This is a genomic window from Acetomicrobium mobile (assembly GCF_937920065.1).
In genome coordinates this window covers 1-5,510 of record NZ_CALETC010000333.1, presented here as the reverse complement: position 1 = coordinate 5,510, position 5,510 = coordinate 1, and the positions used below count along the sequence as shown (strand labels likewise).

The 5,510-nt window shown below is 39.1% G+C and carries 5 protein-coding genes; all 5 read left to right on the top strand.

Annotation, left to right across the window (positions count from 1 at the left end; genetic code table 11):
* The first annotated feature begins 168 nt into the window (after positions 1–168).
* On the top strand, positions 169–1,221 hold the full coding sequence (locus Q7P41_RS12365; protein WP_303884664.1) for a glycosyltransferase: 1,053 nt from the start codon (positions 169–171) through the stop codon (positions 1,219–1,221).
* 23 nt (positions 1,222–1,244) lie between these two features.
* Positions 1,245–2,465, top strand: a complete 1,221-nt coding sequence (locus tag Q7P41_RS12360) for an O-antigen ligase (protein ID WP_303884662.1) — start codon at positions 1,245–1,247, stop codon at positions 2,463–2,465.
* Complete coding sequence (locus Q7P41_RS12355; protein WP_303884665.1) at positions 2,465–3,466, top strand: glycosyltransferase family 2 protein; 1,002 nt, start codon at positions 2,465–2,467, stop codon at positions 3,464–3,466. The genes Q7P41_RS12360 and Q7P41_RS12355 overlap by 1 nt, the downstream gene beginning before the upstream one ends.
* Positions 3,467–3,472: 6 nt before the next feature.
* Positions 3,473–4,462 carry a glycosyltransferase family 9 protein gene (locus tag Q7P41_RS12350; protein WP_303884661.1) on the top strand — a complete coding sequence of 330 codons (990 nt, stop codon included), beginning with the start codon at positions 3,473–3,475 and terminating at the stop codon, positions 4,460–4,462.
* On the top strand, positions 4,459–5,510 hold a 1,052-nt coding region (locus Q7P41_RS12345; protein WP_303884659.1), incomplete at its 3' end, for a glycosyltransferase family 4 protein. The genes Q7P41_RS12350 and Q7P41_RS12345, both read left to right, overlap by 4 nt.

Below are 5,510 nucleotides of genomic sequence, written 5' to 3'. Positions count from 1 at the left end.
GCCTGTAGGGAGGCAGGTTTGGAGCATTTATCCCGGGATCGAGTGTTCGCCCTGTCCCGACAGAAACATGAAGGCCTGCGGTGAAAAGCGTTGGTGCGCAAAAGGGATTACGCCGCAGATTTTATACGAGGCTGTAGCAATGTTGCTTGCAGGCGAGGAGGTGGAGCAATGAAAAAGATCCTTCAAGCCATTGACGCGGGAGGCTGGGGTGGCGCCGAAAAGGTAGTTGTTATGATATCAAACGGGCTTGCTGGCATGGGTTACGATGTGGAAGTTTGGGTCAGAAGGGGCTCCCTCTTGGTAGAGCATTTGTCTTCCGAGGTCAAAGTCAGGGTTGTGCCGTTTTTTAACGATTACGAGCCAATCACACCATGGCTCTTCGCCAGAGCGCTTAAAACCCATGATATAGTTAATGTGCATTTAGGACGTGCGGCTAAGTTGAGCGGATATATTATGCCTTTTCTTTCTGCGGAATTCAAAAAGAGATTATTTTGTCATATGCATTCGTATCACAAACCGAAGCACTACAAGGGGCATAAGCAGATTATATGCGTGTCTAAAGCAGTAGAAGATTATGTCAAAAAGGCTATGCCCTGGGTAGAGCGGACCTGGGTAGTTTATAACGGGATTGACATAAAAGACGCAAAAAATGTAACCCCTTTGTTTTCTAAGGATGATCATGTATTACGAATAGGACTTTTGGCTACTTTTAAGGCTCAAAAAGGACATTCCGACTTGTTAAAGGCCTTTGCAAAAATTTGTGATTGTTTCTCAGTTGAACTGATGCTTGGCGGTGACGGTCCATTGTTGCAAGAAATGAAAAACCTTGCGGGTAGTCTTGGCATATCGGAAAAAGTTAAATTTATAGGCCATATCCCTCCTGATGAAATATTCAACTTTTGGAGGTCTTTGGATGTAGCATGTGTTCCCTCAAATGTTGAAGGATTTCCTTTATCTTTGCTTGAAGCAATGGCCTGTGGATTGCCAATTGTTGGGTACGAAGAACCTGGTATTAAAGAAGCTATAGGCGATATGGGTATATTGCTTCCCGTGGGAGACATTGACGGATTAGCTAAGACTCTTAAGAAAGTCATTGAAGATGAAATGTTGAGGGTTAAATTGAGCGATATGAGTTTAAAGCGAAGTAAACAATTTACAAAAGAAAAAATGATTAAACAGATAATAAAAGTCTACGAAGATGCTCTAAATAATAAGGTGTAGTATGTAGTATTGGAGGATTTTCAATGAATATGAACAACATAAAAAACAAATGGCCTATGCACGTTTTTTTTATAAGCCAAGGTATTTCTTTGTTCGGAGTGGGTTATGCGACTTTACCGTTGTTGATTTTACTCTTTTGGCTTATTTATAGTGTCAGAAAAAGCAAGAATATTATTATAAGGGATTTGACAAAGAACAATACGATTCAATGGATTGTTTTTTATTATTTTCTGTTTGTAGTAGCAGTTATTGTTTCTGATATAGTGATGAACGGTAATTTTACTCATCTTGATGGTCCTTTGTATAAAATGGCCTTTGGGGTATATATGCTGCTCGGATATTTAATAGCCAGATCTTTCTCTTCGGAAGAAATTCAGAGCACGGCTCATTATTGGGTTGTATTTTGGTTATTAGTATTACTCGTTTTTATAAAAATCTATTATAAAGGAATATACAGATACCACCATGGAATATTTACTTCTCCACATATTCTATTCAGTGGTTTAATAATGATAAGTTTAATAAATATGGCTCATATAATTGAAAATATTAACATCAAAAATAATATATATTTATTTTCATGTATTTTAATTTTATTATCTTTTATTTTATCCTATAGATATTCTACTTCAGACGTTTTAGCTCATTTATATCTAACATGTGCATTTATTATGTTGATATTATCTACAAAAAAAATAGCGATGTATTTAGTTAGCTTTCTAGTATTTGCTTTAATAATATTTTTTGCATTCAACCCAAATGTTTTCGCGCAATTTAAATCTGTTGATGTAACTCATCCGAATTGGTGGATGGAACTCCTTAATCAACGGGAATATGTATGGAGTGCAGCTATAAGAATGATAGGCCAACATCCTATTTGGGGTGTAGGGTCAGGAAACTTCAGAACTGTATGTGGGGCAATTTTGGAGGAGATTAATAATACAACTCCCTATACGACATTTGCGCATGCTCACAATTTATTTCTTCAAAATTTTGCTGTTCATGGAGTAATCGCTGGAACAACTTTCGTCGTTTTTCTCCTGGCTATTTTTAGGTCAATATTTAATTCCCCTGCTAATACAACAAACGCGACATTTAGATTGGCGACACTTGCATTGTGGGCAATATATGTGATTTATGGCTCAGTAGACAATGCCCCTCTCTACGAGGAAATAATTCCTCTGTTCTGGGGAACTGTGGGTTTATTTCTTGGCTCAGCGGCTAAAGAAGGGGTACGTGAGTGATGAAATGTCCGAAAGTCAGCGTGGTAATTCCAGCTTATAATGCTGCTGCTACTATCAGGGGGACATTAAATAGCTTTTTTTCCCAAAGTTTTCGGGATTTTGAGATTATCGTTGTGAATGACGGATCTACTGATAGAACATATGAAATTTGTGAATTACTAAAAAAAGACTCTCCTGCCCCTTTGCATGTGTATATTCAGCCTAATAGAGGCGGAGCAAATGCCAGAAACAGGGGAATTGAATTATCTCAAGGCAAATATATCATATTTATGGATGCCGATGATATAGTAGAAAAGGATTTCATTAAGAAATTGGTGAATGCAATAGAAAGTAAGTCCATTGTTGATATAGCTTGCTGTTCGTTTGATCTGTTATATGAGGATGGCGGATCTAAGCCTCGTATTATTAAAAGCGCAAAAAAGGTTTTGAGCGGCAAAGAAGCTTTAATCCACCTTTTAAGAGAAGAACTCGAAGTTTGGTCAGGGAGCGCAATGTACAGCCGATATTTGCTTACTCGTTTCAACGTCTTTTTTGACGAAGACGTAATTATGGGAGAGGATATTGACTTTCGATGGCGTGCTTTTTACCATGCACGACAAGTAGCCCTTGTTCCTGATATACTGGTTCACTATATCCAACATAGTTCCTCAATTACACGCGCTTTGGACCCAAATCGTTTTCCTCCTTCAAGTTGGCTCGATCCCCATAAATTTTTAAGTTATTTGGAAGCTATGGGGGAAAAAGACAAGGATTTGCTGCAAACTCTCCGGGGTTACGTTATACCCCTATTTACAGTTAGGAGGTTAAGAAATTATATAACCTACGATATTGAAGATCTTTTTTGGGACAGCCTAAAGATTGAAGAAATAAGAAATACATTAAAACGGGGGTTGGTATCATTCAAATACAATCCTGGGCTGGCCTTAAAGTGTTTTTTATTGCTCTGCTATCCAAAAGCATTTTATGTCCGTTACAAATTCAATAAAGGACAATATAGGTGATAGATCTTGGTTGATTACCGCCCCCCCAAAGGCATAGGGGAAGAAAAGATGCTTTTTATACGTTATAGCGCTTTAGGTGACATTGTAAGAGCTATACCCTATGTGGCTACCATAAAGGAAACTTTCCCATCTTTACACATTACTTGGCTGTTAACACATCCTTACGAAGATTTGATGAAAGGTCAGCCCTTCGTAGATGATGTCATCGTTTGGTACAGGGGCCTTGGCTGTAAGGGTTTTTTGAATATTATTTCAAAAATAAGAAAATCGAGCTTTACTCACTTAGTTTCACTTCAGGGTACAGATCGATCTGCCGTGATAGCTCTGCTGTCGGGCATAGAAAACAGGGCTGGGAGGCACGATTGGGCATCGTTTGTATATAATTTACCAAGGGAGGACTTGCAGGAAATTTTAGGTCGTACAATAAAGATAGACAAATATCGCCGATATTATAAAGTTAATCAGAAGCTTAAAAGTTTGACTGATGCTTTATTAAAGGACCTTAACAGACCACGTATTGCCTGCGTGATAGGTGCAAGTAAAAAGGTCAAAAGGTGGCCTGTCTCTAATTGGGTTGGTTTTATAACTATGATCACGTCATTTGGCGGAAGCGCTATTTTATTAGGTCACGGTAGAGATGAAGAAGCTCTAGCGCAAACAATAGAAGATTCGTTGCAAGAAAAACACAATCATAAAATCCTAAATCTCGTGAGTAAACTAAGGCTTAATGAAATGGCTGCTCTAATAGATGGTTGTGATTATGTCGTGGGTGGCGATACGGGGCCAATGCACTTGGCTTTAGCTCTGCAAAAACCCGCGATAGGACTTTTTGGTCCAACACTGCCAGAACAGGTTGGTTTAAGCGATATAAGATTTAAGCTCATTGTTGATTGTCCTTTGAAGGGTTGTCAAAAATGGGGTTGTAATAGGAGATGTCTTTCGAGCGTACGGCCTGAAAGGGTGTTTGAGATAATAAGGGGGGATTGCGTTTGGTGATCAAGGTGTTACACGCGATTGATGGCCGAGCCTGGGGAGGGGCAGAAAGAGTCGTTGCGATGTTGGCTTCAGGTCTTCGCGAAAGAGGAAATTCCGTCAGCATTTGGACATCCAGAAGGGGCGGTTGTGCAAATATATTTAGAGAAAAACTGGAAAACGATGTTAAAGTGAAAGAATTGCCCCTCTCGAATGATGCCGATATCATATCGATGGTACATTTTTATCGTGCTTTAAAAAAGTATGACATTGTTCATATTCACTTATCTCATTCAGCAGTCCTTTGTGCCGTCGCTTTGCTCTTTATGTCAAAATATTATAGACGGAAGGTAGTATGTCATTTCCATGGTTTTATAGCAAACCCTAAACATTATCAAAAGTTCATGCATGGTATTTGCGTTTCTAATGCCGTAGAAAATTTTATTAGAGAAAAGATGCCGTGGATGCGTACGTGGTGTGTGTATAATGGCATTGACTTGGAAGAAGCTCTTGTTTCTTGCCCTCTTTTACCTTCTTCTAATAAAGTCAGAATAGGTTATTTGGCACGCATGAGCGAGGGAAAAGGCCACGAAGATCTAATAAAAGCCTTCGCAAATCTTGGAAGAAGCGAAAATGTTGAATTGTTGATCGGCGGGGATGGTAAACTTATGCCATATTTACAAAACCTTGCCAAAGAGTTGGATCTCGCTGATAAGGTAAAATTTTTGGGGTTTGTGGACCCGAAACAGGCATTTTCCTTTTGGAAATCAGTGGATATAGCGTGTTTTCCTTCGTACACTGAGGGATTTGGTTTGTCAGTGCTCGAGGCAATGGCTTCACATCTTCCTATAGTTGCATATGCCAATCCGGTTTATTTGGAAGTTTTTGACGGTGCTGCTGTTTTTGTCCCAATCGGAGACATCGAGAAGCTGTCCTGCTCTTTGAAAAAATTGTTGGACAATAAAGATTTGCGATCGCGATATGGAAAGCTGGCCTATGAAAGGGCAGAGAAATTTTCAAAGGACGTCATGGTAGACCAGGTGTTATCAATATATAATGAGATTTTGAGAGG

What these genes read in the sequence shown, in the direction of transcription:
- Q7P41_RS12360 (WP_303884662.1), top strand. Translation starts at nt 1,245, where the DNA reads ATGAATATGAACAACATAAAAAACAAATGGCCTATGCACGTTTTTTTT.
- Q7P41_RS12365 (WP_303884664.1), top strand. Translation starts at nt 169, where the DNA reads ATGAAAAAGATCCTTCAAGCCATTGACGCGGGAGGCTGGGGTGGCGCC.
- Q7P41_RS12355 (WP_303884665.1), top strand. Translation starts at nt 2,465, where the DNA reads ATGAAATGTCCGAAAGTCAGCGTGGTAATTCCAGCTTATAATGCTGCT.